The sequence below is a fragment of the Actinomadura vinacea genome (assembly GCF_039532545.1).
GTDB lineage: Bacteria > Actinomycetota > Actinomycetes > Streptosporangiales > Streptosporangiaceae > Spirillospora > Spirillospora vinacea.
On record NZ_BAAARW010000011.1, the window covers coordinates 645,262 to 662,228 of the forward strand.

Below are 16,967 nucleotides of genomic sequence, written 5' to 3' on the forward strand. Positions count from 1 at the left end.
TCCCGACCAAGCAACTGCTTGGGTCGGGTCTGGGAGGCTTCATGCGCCGCGGTATCTACCTGCTCGAAGAGGTCGAGTTCCACCCGATGAACTCGCGCAGGCCTCTGGAGTACCTGCGCTGGCTCACCGAGTACAAGCGCGAGGACGACCGGCTGGAGGCCGGCGCGCACGGGCTCACCGCGGGCATGTCGATCCGCTCCCGGGAGATCGACCTGGTCGGCGCGTTCTACGCGGTCGGTATCACCGGCCACCCGCAGTTCAAGGTGGTGACGCTCTGGGACTGCCACGGCGGCTGGGACGGCGGCTGGCGGCAGATGCTGGAGATCTACGACGACGTGCAGAAGAACCTCTTCCTGTCCGACATCGACGATCTGCGGCACGGCGCGTTCTCCCGCCCGCTCGGCGCCGCGCCGGGCTCGCCCGCCGTTGCCGACCTGCTCGCCGAGGGGTACGCCGCGCCGCTCTACCTCTTCGAGAGCGCACAGGTGCGCCCGGGGGCGGCGCTGGACTACCTGGACGCCGTCCGGGAGGAGCGCGCGCCGATCCTGGCCGACCACGGCCACCGCCTGGTCGGCTCGTACGAGGTCCAGTTCTGCGACACCGAGGCCGTCACCCTGTGGGGCACCGACATCGACGCGCACCTGGGTCTCCAGCGCGCACGGGACGCGGCGCTCGGCCTGGACGACGAGGCCGAGCCGGACCACCGCCTGGTGGGCTGGCGCAAGCAGGCCCGCCGGTTCCTGGACGGGCCGTGGCGGGAGACCCTGCTCAGCCCCTATCCCGGCAGCAAGCTCGCCCCGGCCCCCTAGCCGGACTCGCCCTGATCGAGTTCGCCGCGCCTGCGCTGCTCCTTGCGCAGCCTCTTCTCCTCGCGGCGGGCCTTGCGCTTGACGTTGACCCCGCCCCAGAAGGACAGGCCGGAGACGGTGACGCGGGGCGACCCGGGCACGCCGGGGCCGCTGGCACGGTGGTTGAAGCCGCCCATGACGCCGATGCCGGTGACGTGCACGGTCAGGTCGTCGGGCGCGATCACTTCGATCCCGCCCATGATCGCGAAGACCCGGATCCGCACCTCGCCGGAGGCGAACCGGGCCTCCCGCAGGTCGATCTTGCCGCCGCCCCAGAACGCGAACGCGGTGAAGGTCTCCGGGACCGTCCACAGGCCCTTGCGCTGGAACTCGGCCATGATCGCCACGCCGGTCTTCCAGCTCGGCGCCTCGGCGGCGGACCCGGCCGCCCGGTACGCGGGGGCCGGCGCGGGAGCGGGGTCCGCGGGCAGCGGCAGGTCGCGGGTGATCGGCTCCAGCTCGGCGTAGGTCTTGGCCGAGTACACCGCGCTCAGCCGCTCGTCGAGCTCCTCCAGGGTCAGCCTGCCCTCGCCCGCGGCATCGCGCAGCACGTCCGCGACCCGGTCGCGGTCGGCGTCGGACGCCCGCAGTTCCGGCGGGCTCGGGGAGGAGTCCGCGCGGCCGGGCAGATCCGGTGGCTGGGACGCTGTCATGGACCGAGCCTAGAGCAGCGCGCGCCCCGCGGACGAGCGGTCAGGCGCCGATCCCGATCTCGGCCGGTTCGAGCCGGACGACGATCGACTTGGAGGTCGGGGTGTTGCTGATGTCGGCCGTGCTGTCGAGGGGGACCAGCACGTTGGTCTCGGGGAAGTAGGCCGCGGCGCAGCCCCGCGCCGTAGGGTAGGCCACGACCCGGAAGGCGGGCGCGCGGCGCTCGACGCCGTCGGACCACTCCGACACCAGGTCGACCGTGGCGCCGTCGGCCAGGCCCAGCGCGCCGAGGTCGCCGGGGTTGACGAAGACGACGCGGCGGCCGGCCTTGACGCCCCGGTACCGGTCGTCCATGCCGTAGACGGTGGTGTTGTACTGGTCGTGGCTGCGGACGGTCTGGAGCAGCAGCCGCCCCTCGGGGACCCGCAGCACCTCCAGCCCGTTCACGGTCAGGTTGGCCTTGCCGGTCGCGGTGGGGAAGCGGCGCTCGTCGCGCGGCGCGTGCGGCAGCGTGAACCCGGCGGGCTCGCGGATCCGCTCGTTGTAGCGCTCGAAGCCGGGCACCACCCGGGACACGTGGTCGCGGATCACGTCGTAGTCGCGCTCCATCGCGGCCCAGTCGACGCCCGAGCCGGGCAGCGTCGCACGGGCGAGGCGGCAGACGATCGACACCTCCGACAGCAGCTCGGGCGAGGCCGGGGCGAGCCGTCCGCGCGAGGCGTGCACCATGCCCATCGAGTCCTCGACCGACACGAACTGCGGCCCGGCGGCCTGCTCGTCGCGTTCGGTGCGGCCCAGCGCCGGCAGGATCAGCGCCTGCTCGCCGGTCACCGCGTGCGAGCGGTTCAGCTTCGTCGACACGTGCGCGGTCAGCCGGCAGCTCCGCATCGCCGCCTCGGTCACGGCCGAGTCGGGCGTGGCCCGGACGAAGTTGCCGCCCATGCCGAGGAACACCTTCGCCTCGCCGTCGCGCATCGCGCGGATCGCGCCGACGGTGTCGAGGCCGTGCTCGCGCGGCGGGTCGAAGGAGAACTCGGCGGCCAGGGCGTCCAGGAACGCGGCGGCCGGGCGCTCGAAGATGCCCATCGTCCGGTCGCCCTGCACGTTGGAGTGCCCGCGGACGGGGCACACGCCCGCGCCGGGACGGCCGATGTTGCCGCGCAGCAGCAGGAAGTTGACGACCTCGCGGATGGTCGGGACGGCGTTGCGGTGCTGGGTGAGGCCCATCGCCCAGCACACCACGATCCGCTCGGCGTCCAGCACGTCGCCGAGCACGGCGTCGATGTCGGCCCTGGTCAGCCCGGTGGCCTCCAGGACGTCCTCCCAGTCGAGGGCCGTCAGGTGCCGCTCGAACGCCTCGTAGCCCGCGGTGTGCTCGTCGAGGAAGGCGTGGTCGACCGCGTCCTTCTCCACGAGCAGCCGGTTGAGGGCCTGGAAGAGGGCCAGGTCGCCGTTCAGCCGGATCTGCAGGAACCGGTCGGCGAGCGGGGTGCCGCGGCCCGCGACGCCGGACGGGCGCTGCGGGTTCTTGAACCGCATCAGCCCCGCCTCCGGCAGCGGGTTGACCGCCACGATCCGCGCCCCGGCCTTCTTGGCCTCCTCCAGCGCCGACAGCATGCGGGGGTGGTTGGTGCCGGGGTTCTGCCCGACGACGAAGATCAGGTCGGCCTGGGGGAGGTCGTCCAGGAGCACCGAGCCCTTGCCGATCCCGATCGTCTCGTTGAGCGCCGAGCCGGACGACTCGTGGCACATGTTGCTGCAGTCGGGCAGGTTGTTGGTGCCGAACGAGCGCACGAAGAGCTGGTAGGCGAACGCGGCCTCGTTGCTGGTGCGGCCGGAGGTGTAGAAGAGCGCCTCGTCGGGGGAGCCGAGGGCGTTCAGCTCGGTGGCGAGCAGGCCGAGCGCCTCGTCCCAGGAGACCGGCTCGTAGTGCCCGGACCCGGCGCGCTTGATCATCGGCTCGGTCAGCCGGCCCTGCTGCCCCAGCCAGTGGTCGCTGCGCTCCGCCAGCTCGGCGACCGGGTGGCGGGCGAAGAACTCCCGGGTGATCCGCCGGGTGGTGGCCTCCTCGGCGACGGCCTTGGCGCCGTTCTCGCAGAACTCGGCGAGGTGCCGCTTGTCGCCCTCCGGCCAGGCGCAGCCGGGGCAGTCGAAGCCCTGCTTCTGGTTGACCCGCGCCAGCGCCAGCGCGGTGCGGGCGGCGCCCATCTGGTCGTAGGACTGCCGCAGCGCCGCCGTGACGCCGGGGACTCCGGCCGCCCAGTCCTTCGGCTTCGTCACCTCGAGGCCGCTGTCGTCGACGTCCTCGCGTGGGGCCTTCCGGCTCATCTCACCCAACCTCCGCGCTCGAGTTCGTCCCCCACTGTCGCATCCCGGAGCGGGTGCCCGGCACCTCGACGAGCGATACCAAGCGCTTGCTCGACATGCCCGGATGGCGTTACCGTCCGTCCATGGGTGTACCGGTTCTGCAGGCTCCCGTACGCGAGGTGACCGGCGCGGAGATAACCCACTTCCGCGAACGCGGCTGGGCCAGGCTCCCCGGGCTGGTCGACGCGGGCTTCGTCGCCGGGCTGCGCGAGCGCGCCCTCGAACGGCTCGCGGCCCGGCACGGCGCGTTCCGCAACAACTTCGTCGACCAGGCGTTCGGCCAGGACCGCGACATCGCCCGGCACGAGGAGTCCTTCGGCGCCCTGGCCACGGCCCCGGCGCTGGCCCGCAACGTCACCCGGCTGCTGGGCGGCGTCCAGGCGGTGCGCCTCCAGGTCACCAACCTCCTGATCAAGGAACCCGCGGGCCGGGACGGGCACGGCGCCACCGTCTTCCACCAGGACTTCCCCTGGATGCCGATGGACCGGTCGGCGATGCTGACCGTCTGGCTCGCCCTCGACGAGGTGCCCGCCGACATGGGCGCGCTGCGCTTCTACGAACGCTCCCACCTGCACGGGCCGCTCGGCCGCAGCTTCGTCCGCGCGGGCGACGACGCGCTCAGCCAGCACCCCTGGCTGGCGGACCTGGAACTGTCCGAGCCGCTCGACCTCGCGGCGGGCGACGCCACCGTGCACAGCAGCCTGGTCGTCCACGGTGCCCCCGCCAACGGCCGCGACCGGCCCCGGCTGTCGTTCACCGCGACCTACTTCGACGCCGCCGCCCTCTACACCGGCGCGCCCTACGGGCAGACCGACGGCCTCGGGCTGACGGTCAACGAGCCGTTCGACCATCCGATGTTCCCGGTGGTGCCGACCTCATGATCGAGACCTTCCGCGGGCCCGTCGCCGACCCCGGCGCCACGCTCATGCACGAGCACGTCTTCGGCCTCAGCCCGGAGATCCTGTGGAACTGGCCCGACATCCCCGAAGGCTGGGACCCGGAGGAGCGCGCCCGCGAGGCCGCCGCCAAGCTGGACGACCTCAAGGCCGCCGGGATCGACACCATCGTCGACCTCACCGTGATCGGGCTGGGCCGGTACGTCCCGGCCGTCCAGCGCGTCGCCGAGCTCACGACGGTCGACATCGTCGCCGCCACCGGCCTCTACACCTACGACGCGCTCCCGCCGTACTTCGGCAACCGCGGCCCCGGAACGCTGTTCGGCGGCCCGGACCGGCTCGCCGAGTTCTTCGTCCGCGACATCACCGAGGGCATCGGCCGCACGGGCGTCAAGGCGGGCATGCTCAAGTGCGCCACCGGCCGCCAGGGCATCACCCCGGGCGTCGAACGGGTCATCCGCGCCGTCGCGCGGGCGCACCGCGAGACCGGCGTGCCGATCACCACGCACAGCGAGTCCGCCACCCGCAACGGCCTCGACCAGCAGAAGCTCCTCGCCGAGGAGGACGTCGACCTGTCCCGCGTCGTCATCGGGCACGCCGGCGACTCCACCGACCTGGCCTACCTCGAGGAGCTCGTCGCGGGCGGCTCCTACATCGGCATGGACCGCTTCGGCATCGAGTTCACCTCGTTCGAGGACCGCGTCGCCACCGTCGCCGCCATGTGCGAGCGGGGCCACGCGGGCCGGATGGTCCTCTCGCACGACTCGTACTGCTTCAACGACCGCTTCGACCCGGAGGTCGTCAAGCGGCGGCACCCGAACTACCACCTGCTGCACATCTCCCGGGACGTGCTGCCCGCCCTGCGCGCCGCGGGCGTGACCGAGGAGCAGATCCACCGGATGCTCGTCGCCAACCCCCGCGAGATCCTCTCTGGAGGCCGTCCTTGACCAGCCCCGAAACAGCTACGGATTTCGACGTCACCTCCGACTGGCACGTCGCGAACCCCTACCCGTTCCTGCGGCGCCTCCGCCACGACCGCCCGGTCTTCTGGAGCGACCACCTCGGCATGTGGGTGCTCACCCGCTACCACGACGTCCGCGCCGCCTACCGGGACCACGAGACCTACTCCAGCGTCGGCTCCCTCACCATCTCCCGCACCCTCACCGACGAGGTCAAGGAGACCCTGGGCGAGCACCGCTCCTTCCTGGACGACTTCGCCGCCAACGTCGACCCGCCCAAGCACACCCGGATGCGGCGGGCCATCTCCCGCGCGTTCACGCCCCGCGCCGTCGCCCGCCTCGGCGACGAGTTCCGCGCCAAGGTCGACGCCGTCCTGGACGCGGTCGTCCCCGAGGGCCGGGCCGACTTCACCGCCGAGATCGCCCACCTGCCCTCCGCCCGCCTCGCCGCCGTCTTCATCGGGGTTCCCCCGGAGGACGAGGAACGCGTCAAGCACTGGGTGACGTCCTGGTTCCAGCTGTTCCTGTCGCCGCAGCCGCCCGAGCGCCAGCGCGAACTGGCCCAGGACTTCCTCAAGTACCTCGACTACGTCGACCGCCTGGTCACCGAGCGCCGCGCCGAGCCGCGCGAGGACTTCGCCTCCCTCATGGCCGAGCTGATCGGCACCGACCTGTCGCACCGCGAGGTGGTCGAGACGATCAGCGCGCTGCTGCTCGGCGGCAACGACACCGTCCCCAACGGGCTGTCCAACGCCGTCCACCGGCTGCTGCGCGAGCGGCACGTCTGGGCGGAGATCGTCGCCGACCGGTCGCTGATCCCCGGCATGATCGAGGAGAGCCTGCGCATCGACGGCGCCAGCCTCGGCAGCTTCCGCACCACCACCCGCGAGGTGACCCTGCACGGCACCGCGATCCCGGCCGGGACCCAGCTCCTCCTGCACGCCGACTCCGCCGGGCACGACGAGACCGTCTTCGCCGACCCCGAGCGCTTCGACATCCGCCGTCCCAACGCCCGCGACCACATGGTCTTCGGCTACGGCGTCCACCACTGCGTCGGCGCCGCGCTGAGCCGCCTCAAGATGGAGATCGCCTTCGAGCGGCTCACCACCCGCCTGCCCTCCCTCCGGCCGGCGCCCGGCGCCGCGCCCGCCTACCGCAAGAGCATGGTCGGCCGCGGGCTGCAGACCCTGCCCGTCGAATGGGACGAACGATGAGGTTCGCCGGCCGGGCCGCCCTGGTCACCGGAGCCGGCTCCGGCATCGGCCGCGCCTGCGCCCGCCGCCTGGCCGCCGAGGGCGCCGCCGTCACCGCCACCGACATCGACCCCGACACCGCCGCGGAGACCGCCGCGCTCATCGTCAAGGACGGCGGCACCGCCCGCGCCGCCACCGTCGACGTCAGCGCCGAGGACGAGGTCCGCGCCATGGTCGGCGCGGCCGTCTCGGCGCACGGCCGCCTGGACGTCCTGCACAACAACGCCGCCGTCCTGTCCCGCGACGTCTACGGCCGCGACCTCGACCTGACCGAGATGGACGTCGAGGTCTGGGACCGCACCATGGCCGTCGACCTGCGCGGCGCGATGCTGTGCGTCAAGTACGCGATCCCGCACATGGGCGCGGGCGCGTCCGTCGTCAACACCACCTCGGTCTCGGCCCTCGTCGGCGACACCGACCACGCCGCCTACGGGGCGGCCAAGGCGGCGCTCATCTCGTTCACCCGCTACGTCGCCACGATGTACGGCGCGCGCGGGATCCGCTGCAACGCCGTCGCGCCCGCCCTCGTCCTCACCGCGGCCGCCCGGCGCGCGATGACCCCGGACCGCCTGGCCGAGAAGGCCGCCGAGCGGCTCCTCCCCGACGCCTGCGAGCCCGAGGACGTCGCCGCCCTGGTCGCGTTCCTGGCCTCCGCGGAGGCCCGCTGCATCACCGGCCAGACCATCGTCGTCGACGGCGGCACGACCGCGCACCGCCCCGAACACGCCATCCGCCAGGCCGCCACCCGCCGGCCCGCGCGCTAGGAGAAGTAGCGTCCGGGGTTCTCGACGAGCATCTGGTCGAGCTGGGCCTCGGGGACGCCCAGCGCGCGCAGCGCCGGGAGGACGTCGTCGCTGATGTGGCGGAAGTGCCAGTTCGGGGCCATGCCGCGCAGGCTCTCGGGGTCGGGGCCGAACCAGTCGATGTAGCAGCTGGCATCGTGGCTGAGGACCATTCGGTCCGCGTAGCCCTGCGCGCAGAGGGCGGCCACGGTGCCGACGCGCTCGGCGGTGGAGTTGTAGGGGTCCAGGCCGAAGCGGTCCATGCCCAGGATCGCGCCGGTGTCGGCCAGCTCCTTGAGGTAGTCCAGGTCGTTGCTGTCCCCGGCGTGGCCGATGACGACCTTGCCCAGGTCCACGCCCTCCTTCCCGAGCAGCTCGACGACGGGCCGTCCCGACCGGGTCGTGGCCTCGGTGTGGACGGTGATCGGCGCGCCGGTCTCGCGGTGCGCGGCGGCGACGGCGCGCAGCACCCGCTCCACGCCGGGGACCAGGCCGGGGGCGTCCACGGCGCACTTGAGGAAGGCGGCCCGCACGCCGGTGTCGCCGATCCCCGAGGTCAGATCGCGGACGAAGTCGCCCACCAACGGGTCGGGCCCGCCGAGCAGCGTGCCGGGGCCGCGGTGCTGCAGCTGGAACGGCAGCTCGTTGTAGGTGTAGAGCCCGGTGGCGACGATGATGTGGAGGTCGGGGACCAGCTCGGCGATCCGCCGGATCCGCGGGATGTAGCGGCCCAGCCCCCAGACGGTCGGGTCGGCGATGGCGGTGACGCCCCGCTCGACCAGCGCCGCCAGCTTCCCGACCGCGTCGGCGACCCGCTCCTCCTCGTTCCACCAGGCGCCGGCGCCGTAGTTGTCGACGTGCTCGGGGGACAGCACGAAGACGTGCTCGTGCATGAGCGTCCGGCCGAGGGCGGCGACGTCGACAGGCCCGCGGGCGGTCTCGACTGAGGGCATCGGGTGGGCCTCCTCCAAGATCCCCGGCCATCCCGACCGGTCGGTTTCTCGCAAGCCAAGACCGGGCCGCGGCGGGCGTCAACGAAGGTGGACGGGAACATGGCGGGAACGGACTCCGGCTCAGACCTAGGGCTTGCGGGTCTGCAGGTGCAGGACGGTGTCGCGGACGTCGGCGAGTTCGCCGTCCCAGTCGTCCACCGGGGCCAGCGGGAAGACGACGAACTTCGACAGCCCGGCCGACATGAGCCGCTTGAGGTGGCGTTCCAGGTGGTCCAGGTCGGGGGCGACGTCGTCGGGTTCGGCCGGGCCGTGCACGCGGCGGGCGGCGCCCGAAAGCCGCCGGGCCAGGTCGGGGGTGACCGGCCCGCGGCGGTACGGGACGACCGCGCCGAAGTGCTCCTCCTCGATCTCGCGGCCGTGCTCGCCGGCGGTCCGCTGGACGAGCAGCCGGCCGCGCTCGGCCTCGGCGGGGGTGGTGAAGGAGGCCAGCCAGCCGTCAGCGAGCCGTCCGGTGCGGCGCAGCTCGGCGTCGGAGGCGCCGCCCAGCCACACGTCGAAGCCGTGCCGGGCGGGCTTGGGGGTGAGCCGGAGGCCGTCGTAGTCGTAGAAGGCGCCGTGGTGGGTGACCTCGTCCTCGGACCAGAACCGGCGCAGCAGCGGCAGCGCCTCCTCCAGCATCGCCGCGCGCTGATCGCGCCGGACGCCGAACGCCTGCTGCTCGGCGGTGCCGCGGACGCCGAGCCCGAAGGCGGGCAGCAGCCGGCCGCCCGAGAGCAGGTCGAGGGAGGCCAGCTCCTGCGCGACCAGCGCGGGCGGGCGGCCGGGCAGCGCCATCACGGCGGGGCCGAGCTTGATCCGGCGGGTCAGCGCCGCGGCGTAGGTGAGCGCGACGACGGGGTCGCCGGCGGGCCCGGTGGGCCGCTCGGAGACCCACAGCGAGTCGAACCCCTCGCGTTCCAGCCCGAGGACCAGGGCGGTGAGATCGTCCCGGTCGGGTGCGGCGGGAGCGGGCATGTAGCCGATTCTGACGATCACCTCACGACCGTACGGCCGGTCAGTCCTGTGACGCAACCTTTCGGGAGGGCGTGGCGGGCCGGTCAGACCGTGGTGACGACCTGGTCGAACTCCAGGCGCGGGTTGCGCCCGACCCACGCGTCCGGCCCCGGCCGGCCGATGTTGACCACGGCCACCGGCTCCTGGTTGGTGTCGCCGAGGAACTCCTTCTTGACGGCATCCGCGTCGAATCCGGCCATCGGCCCGGCGGCCAGCCCGATCGCCCGGATGCCGATGATCAGGTAGCCGAGCTGGATGCTGGCGTTGAAGCGCGCGATCCGCTCCCGCCCCGGATGCCCGGCCAGCGACTCGCGCGCGTCCGGCTTGTGCGGGAACGTGGTCGGCATGTGCTCGTGGAAGTCGGCGTCCGCGGTGACGATCAGCGTCAGCGGCGCGGTGGCGGTCTTGGCCCGGTTGCCCTCCGACATCAGCGGGACGAGCCGCTCGCGGGCCTGCGCGGAGCGCACCAGCACCAGCCGCAGCGGCTGGCTGTTCATCGCGGTGGGCCCCCACTTGACCAGCTCGTAGATCGCCCGGACCTGCTCCTCGTTCACCGGCTGGTCGGCGAAGGTGTTGGCGGTGCGGGCCTCCCGGAACAGGAGGTCTCCGGCCGCCTCGTCCAGGGCCGGGTACGGGGTCTCGCCGGTCGCCATGGGAGGTCGCCTCTCTGTCGCGCTCACGGGGCCGGTCCGGAACGTGCTCCGCTCCGGGCTATAAGGCTGCAACCGGATTACGGTCCGTTATGTGCCTTGCCAAAGAGTGTTGTACGTCACTCCAAGAATCTGATTAGCGGAGCGTCACCGGGTTCGGTCCGCTGCGGGACGTGCCGGAAACGCGTCCTCAAGTGGCCAATTCCGGGCGGGCGCCGTCCGCCCGGGACGTGATCATGGGCATGGTGATCGCCATAGGATCTTGCCGGATCGAAGGCGGAAGGAACGCGCATGCCCCCGAAGTCAGAGACCGCGGACCGGCTCGGCTGGGCGTGGCCGGAGCTGCCCCCGGGCGAGCTGGGGCCGCCGTCCCCGCGGTTCGCCGCGCGGCTCGCGACGGCGCCGCTGGCCCCGGTCACGCTGCCCAGCGGCGACCGGATCAGGGCCGTCGTCCGGCACGAGGACCTCCGCACCGTGCTGGCGCACTCGGCGGCCAGCCGCGACCTGCGGTACGAGGGCGCCCCGAGGCTGACCAAGGGGATGAGCCTGGAGGACAACCCCACCTCCATCCTCAACATGGACCCGCCCGAGCACACCCGGCTGCGCCGGATCCTGTCGGGCACGTTCACGCCCCGGCAGATCGAGGGCTGGCGGCCCCGGGTCCACGAGATCACCGCGGGGCTGATCGACGGCGTCGCCGCCGCGCCCGGCCCGGTCGACCTGGTGGAGGCGTTCGCGTTCCCGCTGCCCAGCCTGGTCATCTGCGAGCTGATGGGCGTGCCGGTGGAGGACCAGCCGCGGTTCCGGCACTGGACGGAGGTGTTCCTGTCCACCGCGGACGCCTCGGGCGAGGACCGGATGGCCGCCGCGATGGAGTTCGCCGGGTACGCGGCGGAGCTGGTCGCGGCGCACCGGGGGCGTCCCGGCGACGCCCCCGAGGACCTGATCGACGTGCTGGTGCGGGCCCGCGACGAGGACGACCGGCTGAGCGAGGACGAGCTCGTCGCCCTGGTGCTGGGGCTCATCCTGGCCGGGCACGAGACCACCGCCAGCCAGATCTCCAGGGGCGCGCTGCGGCTGCTGAGCCACCCCGAGCGGTGGGCGGCGCTGGCCGCCGACCCGGAGCTCGTCCCGGCGGCGGTCGAGGAGATCCTGCGCTACGACGGGCCCGGCGGCTACGGGGTGCTGCGCCGGATGACCGAGCGGGTGGAGCTGAGCGGCGGCGCCGTCGAGGCGGGCGAGGCGGTCTTCCTGATGCTTCCGGCGGGCAACCTGGACCCGGAGGTCTTCCCCGAGCCCGAGCGGTTCGACGTGGCGCGCTTCGCCGGGGAGCGGGCCCCGGACGGTTCCCTGGAGGGCGCGCGCCGCCACCATCTCAGCTTCGGCCACGGCCCGCACTACTGCCTGGGCGCCAACCTGGCCCGGATGGAGCTGCAGGAGGCGTTCGGCGCGCTGGCGACCCGGCTGCCGGGGCTGAGCCTGGCGGGCCCTGCCACGGCCGTCCCGTGGGTCGGTGAGGCGGTCATCCACCGCCCGGTCGAGCTTCCGGTGGTGGTCCGACGGTGACGGACGAATACGCCGGGCCCGGAGGCATCGACGTCGGCGTGGCCAACGTGGCCCGCATCTACGACTACCTGCTCGGCGGCAAGGACCACTACGCCGCCGACCGCGACGCCGCCGAGCGGTTATTGGCCGCGGCGCCGGAGACCGCCGTGACGGTCCGGGAGAACCGGGCGTTCCTGCGGCGCGCGGTGCGGCGGCTGGCGGAGTCGGGGATCCGCCAGTTCATCGACATCGGCGCGGGGCTGCCGACGCAGGCGAACGTTCACGAGGTCGCGCAGGAGGCCGCCCCGGACGCCCGGGTCGTCTACTCCGACATCGACCCCGTGGTGGTGGCGCACGGGCGGGCGCTGCTGGGCTCCGCGCCGGGCGTGACCGTCGTCCGGGGCGATGTGCGCGAGCCTGAGGCGCTCCTGGCCGACCCTGAGCTGCGCGGCCTGATCGACCTGGACCGGCCGGTGGCGGTGCTGCTGCTGGCGGTGCTGCACTTCGTGGCCGACGCGCAGGACCCGGCGGGCGTCGTGCGGCGGTTGCGCGCGGCGATGGCGCCCGGCAGCGCGCTGGTGATCAGCCATGTGACCAGCGAGGGCAACCGCCCGGAGGCCGCCGGGACGGCCAAGAGCGTGTACGACGCGTCGTCGGCGTCGATCGCGCTGCGCTCCCGCCCGGAGATCGAGGCGCTGTTCGAAGGCTTCGAGCTGGAGGAGCCGGGCCTGGTCTACGCGCCCGAGTGGCGGCCGGACGAGGCGGCGCGGGCGGTGGACCCGGCCGGGACGTTCCTGTTCGCCGGCGTCGCACGCCGCTGAGGGCCCGACCTCAGAACGGGATCTGGAACGGATCCCAGTAGGGGGGCGGGAAGCGTTCGGCGGCGGCCACGATCGCGCCGGTCAGGGTGGCGGCGGTGAGCACCGACAGCCCGGCCAGGACGGACCAGCGGCCCGCCTGGTACCCGGCGGGGACCCGGGTGGCGTCGCGGCCCCGCACCGGCCAGGGCGCGCGCAGCGGGGCCGTGCCGGGCAGTGCCGCGCCGGGAGGGGCGGCGTCCGGGGCGGGGGCAGGCTCCCGCTCGCCGACGGGCAGTCCCGAAACCCAGCCCAGCAGATCGGCCACGTCGCCCGGGTCGGTGTCCAGGCCCGAGCCGAAGTAGCGGACCTCGCCCGCGACCTGGTCGAGGGCGCGGACGGTGTTGCCCAGGCCGGCATGGTCGAGCCAGGCGCGCAGCGCCTCGTCCCCGGCGAGCGCGGCGTCGCCGGCCGGGGCGCCCGCCGGACGGCCCGGGACGCGGCCGATCTCGGTCGCGGCCAGCAGGTCGGCCTTGGTGACGATCACCGCGACCCGCTTCTGCCGGCCCCGGTCGGGGCGGGAGCGCAGCTCGTTCAGGACGCGCTGCAGCGTGTCGGCGGGATCCTCGTCGGAGGAGGCCGCCGAGCGGTCCACGTGCTCCCGCTCATCGGCGGTCAGGGCGCGGCGGACCTGCGGCAGCGCGAACGGGTCGACGACGAACAGCAGGGCCTCGCCGTGGTCGAGGTAGCGCAGCGACTCGACCTCGGTGGCGCCGGTGTAGTGCTCCCCGGCCGGGTCGAACAGGTAGAGGATCCTGCGGGCGCGGCCAGGCAGGTCGATGTCGACCATGGTGGCCAGTGGCAGCTCCGGCCCGGTCTTGGCGGGACGGCCCCCGTGCTGGAATTCCTCGATGGCGCCTGCGTACGCCTGGGCGTGCCGTCGCTCGACGAAGGCCAGCCGCCCGTTGAGCGCCTGCGCGCGCGCGTGCAGGGCCCGGATGCCGAGCACCATGAACGTGGTCTTCCCGGCGGCGGGCCCGCCCACGAAGGGGAGGGGCTCGACTCGTACACGGCCGATCCGTTCCGGCAGGCGTCCGTTGCAGTGCGGGCAGTACGCGCCCAACCGGAAACGCCCCAGGAACACCGTCGTGGGAAGGCGGGCCCCGCAGCGGCACACATGCCGGAACGCCCCTGCCGGGCCGGGGGTGAGCCGGGGATGCCGAGCCCCGCATCCGGGGCACTCGTACACCGGCAGGGCGATCTTCTCGTAGCAGAAGGGGTGCGGGCAGGTCTGCAGGATCCGCGCGTAGGCCATGAAGAGGCGTTCCACTGCGGCCAGGACGAGTACGCACACCAGCCATACGGCCAGTCCTACGGCGGCGACCAGCCCGTAAAGGACGGTGAGCGCCACGCCTATGGCGGCGGCGGGCAGCGCGGCGGCCGCGATGCCGGCGCATAGGGCCAGCCATATGGGCAGGGCGAAGAACCCCCACGGGCCGCCCATCATGGTCTTGGTCAGGGTCACGACAGTGCCGGACGCGGTCGTCCAAACGCGGGGGACGACGGTGCGGGCGATGGCCCACCAGTCCCACCAGACCTGGGCCAGGAGGTAGTGCCGGTAGGAGATCTCCGGCTCCGCTACGGGCGAGGGCCCCTTCACCGTGGACGGCCCAAGGGTGCGGCAGGCGTGCAGGTAGTACAGACCCAGTGTCGCGACCCCCGCCACGACCAGCGTGGCGGGGAACAGCACGGGGAACACCACCGCGAAGCCGAGCCACATGGTGCCTATCCAGGCGGCGCCGAGCAGCAGCAGGAAAACCGGGTGCACCGTTCAGTCCCCCCGCCCGCGCGCCTCGGCGACGAGTTCTTTGAGCGCGGTGCGCAGTTCGCGGTCGCCGGCGAAGTGCGTGTCCAGCTGCCGCGCCGCCAGCCAGCGTCCGGCCGCCGACCGCGCCCAGGTCTCCAGCGCGGGCTCGGCGACGCCGCGCCGCCGCAGCCGCAGCACCACCTCGATCAGCTCGTTGCGCTCGGCGATCTCCGCGCCGCGCACGGGGGCGCGGCCGGAGCGGGCGCGCCCGGGCAGGGCGGCGGTCCACAGCGCGCCCAGCCGGGACCGCCCCGGGCCGTCCAGGCCGGCCAGCAGCGCCGCCCGGAACCCGGGGCCGCGCCTGGTGAGCCGGCGCGCGGCGGCGGAGAACAGGTCTTCGGACAGGCGAGCCGGGGCGCCCGATTCGGTAAGGCTGACCAGCGCGTCCGCGGCGGGCTCGGGGCGCTCGGCCGTGACGGCGCCGGTGTAAGCCTGGATGGCGGCGGCGGCGCGGGCCGGCCCGGTGCCCTCCGGGAGCGTCGCCCGCACGCGGGCCGCCAGCCGCAGCGTCGCGGGCGCCGACAGCATCTCTGCGCGGGCTCCCTCGCGGTCACCGGGCGCGCCGCCGTCGTCGTGGGCGAGGCGGGCGAACGCGCGGGCGGGGAGCCCGGCGAGGACCTCGTACGCCGTGAACGCGTCCGCGTGGGCCTCCAGCAGCGCGAGGCAGTCGTCGGGCGACGGCGGCGTCCGCCACACCCGGTCGAGCGCGCGGTCGGTGCTCCCGGCCGCCTCCGGCGACGCCGCGGCCAGCCCCAGCAGTTCGCCGGTGACGGCCACCCTGAGCTCCGGGCGCCGCCCGCCGACCGACACCAGCACCGACATGGCGATCTCCGGGACGTCCCGGAGCCGGTCGAGGTCCCCGTACAGCAGATCGCAGGCGGCGCCGGTCAGCACCGCGCGCCGCGCCTCCCGTCCGCCCCCCGCCAGCCCGGCCAGGACGCCGTCCAGCAGCGGCCCGCGCAGCCCGGCGGGGACGCGGGGGAGCGCGGCGGGCAGGTCGGCGGCCCCGCTCCGCGCGCACCTCTCCGCCGCCGTGCGCGCCTCGTCCGCGCCGACCTCCACCCCCGCCTTGGACGCCGCCGCCACGATCCGCGCGACCTCGGACAGATCGGGCGCCTCCGCCAGCGCCCCGGCCAGCGCCGTCGTGATCGCGGGCCCGGGAGCGGGGTCCTCGGCGTCCTTGGCGTGCTCGGCGTCCCCGGGCGCCCCGGCAGGCTCGGCGGAGCCGGTCCGGCCGTGGACGGTCAGGGCGAGGTCGAGCCCCAGCTCGGCAGTGCCCCGCGCCAGATCGCGCCACACCCAGTCGGGGATCTCGCCGTCGCGCCGCGCCAGCAGCCCGGCGACCGCCGCCTCCTCCTCCGGCGTCACCGTTCGGTCGCCCCGGCACAGCGACAGCAGCGCGGCCGCCTGGTCGAGCACCTCGGGAGCGGCGCGCGCGCCGGGCGGGGCGAGTTCGCCCAGCTCGCCGAGCGCGTCCAGCCCGGCGAAGTCGAAATCGCGCCAGCAGGCGGCGACCGTACGCGCGAAGCGGCTCGCCGCGCCGGCCGGCCGCGCCGGCGGGGCCCCTGGGACGCCGCCGACATGGAAGGCGTGGCCGGCGTTGCGCTGCGCCGACGCCCACACGTCCGGTGTCGTGCCGACGAGCCGCTGCGCCGCGCCGTCGGGGTCGGCGCTGTAGGTCACGAACGACATCCGCGCCGCCGCCGCGACCGGCAGCGAGTACGACACCACCGCGATCCACCGCGCGATCGGCTCCACCTCACCGCCGACCAGCACGACCCGTCCGTGGCCCTGCGCGAGCACGTCGACCACGGCGTCCATCAACCGGGCGAGGAGCGCGTAGGCCCCGTCCCCGTCCCCGCCGGCCGCGCCGTGTGCCGCCAGCCACTCGGCGAGCGACTCGGGATCGGAGTCCGCGCCCGGAGAGAGTTCGTCCAGAGCCGGCAACGAGACGCCCGCCGCGTCGCCGTCGACCGGACGGTCCGTCCACAAGGGCGCGCGCCACAGCTCGGCCGGGCGCAGCCCCTCCAGCTCTTCCTCCTCCGCCACCACCGCGTGCGCGAAGAAGTTGCCGTACCGGCCGCTGTAATCGCGGCCCAGATAGCGGCAGCGCAACAGCAGCGGACGTCCCGCCACCCGGTCGTACAGCATCGCCACGGGGAAACGGTCCAGCTCGGCGTCGTCGGGGGACAGCGGCGCCCCCGGCGGCGGACGGTACGACAGGTACGGCGTCACCCCCGCTCGGGCCCCCTCAGGGAGCCCCGGCGTCTCGGCGACGAACTGGAACCCGGCCCGTCCCGTCGGACCCCGCCGCGCCGAGGTGTAGTGGAGCTGCCAGGCCACGCC

The 16,967-nt window shown here is 74.1% G+C and carries 14 protein-coding genes; 7 read left to right on the forward strand and 7 right to left on the reverse strand.

Annotation, left to right across the window (positions count from 1 at the left end; genetic code table 11):
- The first annotated feature begins 41 nt into the window (after positions 1–41).
- Positions 42–809: a hypothetical protein gene (locus ABD340_RS14630; RefSeq protein WP_344589475.1), complete on the forward strand. Its 768-nt coding sequence runs from the start codon at positions 42–44 to the stop codon at positions 807–809.
- Here ABD340_RS14630 and ABD340_RS14635 read toward each other — a convergent pair.
- Together ABD340_RS14635 and ABD340_RS14640 are read right to left on the reverse strand one after the other, a co-directional pair.
- A complete protein-coding gene (locus ABD340_RS14635) occupies positions 806–1,501 on the reverse strand; it encodes a DUF1707 SHOCT-like domain-containing protein (protein WP_344589476.1) in 696 nt (231 codons plus the stop codon). The two genes, ABD340_RS14630 and ABD340_RS14635, sit on opposite strands and share 4 nt — an antisense overlap.
- Before the next feature lie 40 nt (positions 1,502–1,541).
- Complete coding sequence (locus ABD340_RS14640; RefSeq protein ID WP_344589477.1) at positions 1,542–3,827, reverse strand: FdhF/YdeP family oxidoreductase; 2,286 nt, start codon at positions 3,825–3,827, stop codon at positions 1,542–1,544.
- Between the two features lie 122 nt (positions 3,828–3,949).
- Here ABD340_RS14640 and ABD340_RS14645 point away from each other — a divergent pair, with 122 nt between their 5' ends.
- From ABD340_RS14645 to ABD340_RS14660, 4 genes are read left to right on the forward strand one after another with little or no spacing between them, the layout of a single operon-like run.
- A complete protein-coding gene (locus ABD340_RS14645; RefSeq protein WP_344589478.1) occupies positions 3,950–4,747 on the forward strand; it encodes a phytanoyl-CoA dioxygenase family protein in 798 nt (265 codons plus the stop codon).
- The gene (locus tag ABD340_RS14650) at positions 4,744–5,709 is read left to right on the forward strand and encodes a phosphotriesterase family protein (RefSeq protein ID WP_344589479.1); all 966 of its coding nucleotides are present in this window, start codon (positions 4,744–4,746) and stop codon (positions 5,707–5,709) included. The genes ABD340_RS14645 and ABD340_RS14650 overlap by 4 nt, the downstream gene beginning before the upstream one ends.
- Positions 5,706–6,935: a cytochrome P450 gene (locus ABD340_RS14655; protein WP_344589480.1), complete on the forward strand. Its 1,230-nt coding sequence runs from the start codon at positions 5,706–5,708 to the stop codon at positions 6,933–6,935. Before ABD340_RS14650 ends, ABD340_RS14655 begins: the two co-directional genes overlap by 4 nt.
- Positions 6,932–7,738: an SDR family NAD(P)-dependent oxidoreductase gene (locus ABD340_RS14660; RefSeq protein ID WP_344589481.1), complete on the forward strand. Its 807-nt coding sequence runs from the start codon at positions 6,932–6,934 to the stop codon at positions 7,736–7,738. Before ABD340_RS14655 ends, ABD340_RS14660 begins: the two co-directional genes overlap by 4 nt.
- Here ABD340_RS14660 and ABD340_RS14665 read toward each other — a convergent pair.
- The 3 genes from ABD340_RS14665 to ABD340_RS14675 form a co-directional block, all read right to left on the reverse strand.
- Entirely contained in the window at positions 7,735–8,709 is a 975-nt protein-coding gene (locus tag ABD340_RS14665; protein ID WP_344589482.1) for a phosphotriesterase family protein, read from the reverse strand. The two genes, ABD340_RS14660 and ABD340_RS14665, sit on opposite strands and share 4 nt — an antisense overlap.
- 126 nt (positions 8,710–8,835) lie before the next feature.
- A complete protein-coding gene (locus tag ABD340_RS14670; RefSeq protein ID WP_344589483.1) occupies positions 8,836–9,744 on the reverse strand; it encodes an LLM class flavin-dependent oxidoreductase in 909 nt (302 codons plus the stop codon).
- Positions 9,745–9,806: 62 nt separating this feature from the next.
- Complete coding sequence (locus ABD340_RS14675) at positions 9,807–10,415, reverse strand: malonic semialdehyde reductase (protein ID WP_344589484.1); 609 nt, start codon at positions 10,413–10,415, stop codon at positions 9,807–9,809.
- Positions 10,416–10,703: 288 nt separating this feature from the next.
- Here ABD340_RS14675 and ABD340_RS14680 point away from each other — a divergent pair, with 288 nt between their 5' ends.
- Together ABD340_RS14680 and ABD340_RS14685 are read left to right on the forward strand one after the other, a co-directional pair.
- Positions 10,704–11,978 carry a cytochrome P450 gene (locus ABD340_RS14680; RefSeq protein WP_344589485.1) on the forward strand — a complete coding sequence of 425 codons (1,275 nt, stop codon included), beginning with the start codon at positions 10,704–10,706 and terminating at the stop codon, positions 11,976–11,978.
- Positions 11,975–12,778: an SAM-dependent methyltransferase gene (locus tag ABD340_RS14685; protein WP_344589486.1), complete on the forward strand. Its 804-nt coding sequence runs from the start codon at positions 11,975–11,977 to the stop codon at positions 12,776–12,778. The genes ABD340_RS14680 and ABD340_RS14685 overlap by 4 nt, the downstream gene beginning before the upstream one ends.
- A gap of 10 nt (positions 12,779–12,788) precedes the next feature.
- Here the strand turns inward: ABD340_RS14685 and ABD340_RS14690 are convergent, their stop codons facing one another.
- Together ABD340_RS14690 and ABD340_RS14695 are read right to left on the reverse strand one after the other, a co-directional pair.
- Positions 12,789–14,582 (reverse strand): TRAFAC clade GTPase domain-containing protein, encoded by a 1,794-nt coding sequence (locus ABD340_RS14690; RefSeq protein WP_344589487.1) that lies wholly within the window; start codon positions 14,580–14,582, stop codon positions 12,789–12,791.
- A 3-nt stretch (positions 14,583–14,585) separates the two neighbouring features.
- On the reverse strand, positions 14,586–16,964 hold the full coding sequence (locus tag ABD340_RS14695; protein ID WP_344589488.1) for a GAP1-N2 domain-containing protein: 2,379 nt from the start codon (positions 16,962–16,964) through the stop codon (positions 14,586–14,588).
- Between the last annotated feature and the right edge of the window lie 3 nt (positions 16,965–16,967).

Excerpts from the sequence above, each read along its gene's own strand:
- ABD340_RS14630 (WP_344589475.1), top strand. The coding sequence starts at position 42 with ATGCGCCGCGGTATCTACCTGCTCGAAGAGGTCGAGTTCCACCCGATG.
- ABD340_RS14635 (WP_344589476.1), bottom strand. The coding sequence starts at position 1,501 with ATGACAGCGTCCCAGCCACCGGATCTGCCCGGCCGCGCGGACTCCTCC.
- ABD340_RS14640 (WP_344589477.1), bottom strand. The coding sequence starts at position 3,827 with ATGAGCCGGAAGGCCCCACGCGAGGACGTCGACGACAGCGGCCTCGAG.
- ABD340_RS14645 (WP_344589478.1), top strand. The coding sequence starts at position 3,950 with ATGGGTGTACCGGTTCTGCAGGCTCCCGTACGCGAGGTGACCGGCGCG.
- ABD340_RS14650 (WP_344589479.1), top strand. The coding sequence starts at position 4,744 with ATGATCGAGACCTTCCGCGGGCCCGTCGCCGACCCCGGCGCCACGCTC.
- ABD340_RS14660 (WP_344589481.1), top strand. The coding sequence starts at position 6,932 with ATGAGGTTCGCCGGCCGGGCCGCCCTGGTCACCGGAGCCGGCTCCGGC.
- ABD340_RS14665 (WP_344589482.1), bottom strand. The coding sequence starts at position 8,709 with ATGCCCTCAGTCGAGACCGCCCGCGGGCCTGTCGACGTCGCCGCCCTC.
- ABD340_RS14675 (WP_344589484.1), bottom strand. The coding sequence starts at position 10,415 with ATGGCGACCGGCGAGACCCCGTACCCGGCCCTGGACGAGGCGGCCGGA.
- ABD340_RS14680 (WP_344589485.1), top strand. The coding sequence starts at position 10,704 with ATGCCCCCGAAGTCAGAGACCGCGGACCGGCTCGGCTGGGCGTGGCCG.